Source organism: Microcoleus sp. B13-B6 (genome assembly GCF_036705405.1).
In the GTDB taxonomy this organism is placed as follows: domain Bacteria; phylum Cyanobacteriota; class Cyanobacteriia; order Cyanobacteriales; family Microcoleaceae; genus Microcoleus.
This window is the reverse complement of record NZ_JAUBUJ010000246.1, coordinates 1-1,508: the sequence shown is the minus strand read 5'-3', so window position 1 is coordinate 1,508 and position 1,508 is coordinate 1. Positions and strand designations below refer to the sequence as shown.

Below are 1,508 nucleotides of genomic sequence, written 5' to 3'. Positions count from 1 at the left end.
TTTGCTAAATTTTTCTCAAAAAAAGGTGGATATCCCAGGTTTAAGAAGAAAGGGCATCACGACTCTTTCACGATTGACGCTAGCGGTAAGCCTATCCCTGTGGGCGGTACATCTATAAAGCTGCCGACAGTCGGCTGGGTAAAAACTCACGAAGGGTTGCCTCATACAACTTGCAAGTCAATCACCATCTCGCGCACTGCCGATAGTTGGTTTATCGCATTTGCCTACGAACAACATCATGAACCTACAGTCAAAAGTCATGACGTTGTAGGAGTTGACCTGGGTGTTAAAGAGTTGGCTACGCTTTCAACTGGCGTAGTATTTCCGAACCCAAAGCACTATAAAGCGCATCTCGCAAAACTTAAGAGATTGTCAAGAGTCTTAGCGAGAAAGGTGAAAGGTTCCAATAATAGATGTAAAGCCAAAATTGAACTAGCAAAGCATCATGCAAAAATAGCAAACCTCAGAAAAAATACTCTACATCAAATCACTACTTACTTATGCAAAAACCACGCAACGATAGTAGTAGAAGATTTGAATGTCTGTGGAATGCTAAAGAATCACAAACTTGCGGTATGGTAATAGCTGATTGTGGATTCCATGAATTCAAGCGCCAGTTAGAATACAAAGCTAAAAAATTTGGCTGCGAGATCGTCGTTGCCGACCGCTGGTTCCCATCAAGCAAGACCTGTTCAAATTGCGGACTAATCCAAGGTATGCCGTTAAAAGAAAGGACTTATAACTGTGAAAGTTGCGGTCATTCGATAGACAGGGATTTGAATGCAGCAATAAATTTATCACGGTTGGCTAAACCGTGAAAGCTTACTGAGGGATAGCCGCTCCCATGCCCCCGATGAAGTAAGAAGCAAATGTCTAGACTTGTCTAGTATTTGTATAGCAGAAGGAATATCTATTGCGCTCGCAAGCTATATTACTATTAGCCACATCTACGATTGCACAGCTATCAATCAGAGCATATTTACTTATGCAATTGTAACTATCCGTACAAATGCGAGCGCTCTAGAGCGTCAATCAATACTATGATAAAAAGTTGTAGTTAGTAGAGAATCAGTAAAATATATAAAAAATTCTCCCAGCTATCAGTAGGTTCTGTCGCTGGGAGAAATCGCTGGAAAGTCGGTTGATTCAACTAACGCAGGTATCTCGATTAATTCGATTTCAAACCTTCGCTGCATTCGCCGTTATTCTTTAGGCACAGTAGGCTTTGGTTGCATGTCAAAAATAATCACAAATGTGCGCGTTTTCACTAATCGCTGCAAAACCCGTAGATGATCATCTGCATCGTTTCTCTTACGAAATCGTGCCACAATAACACGCTGACAATTAGGAAGCAGGCTAATGATACACCACGGGTGCAATTTTTCAGAGTAGGTCATTTTAGTACCTCAGCAGTAAAAGTAACAGATTGTGCTCTTGTTTCATTGCTTGCCAAGACAGTAATTGAATAATCTTGTCAAAGACAGGTCACGGTGACATTGATATTTGAC

Annotated in this window: 2 protein-coding genes; both read left to right on the top strand. The window is 41.1% G+C overall.

The annotated features are described in order from the left end of the window. Positions 1–582, top strand: a 582-nt coding sequence (locus QUB35_RS38970) for a transposase (protein ID WP_333148428.1), incomplete at its 5' end; no start/stop codon positions are given. After that, entirely contained in the window at positions 501–818 is a 318-nt protein-coding gene (locus QUB35_RS39350; protein ID WP_333207109.1) for a zinc ribbon domain-containing protein, read from the top strand. The genes QUB35_RS38970 and QUB35_RS39350, both read left to right, overlap by 82 nt. Positions 819–1,508 lie beyond the last annotated feature (690 nt).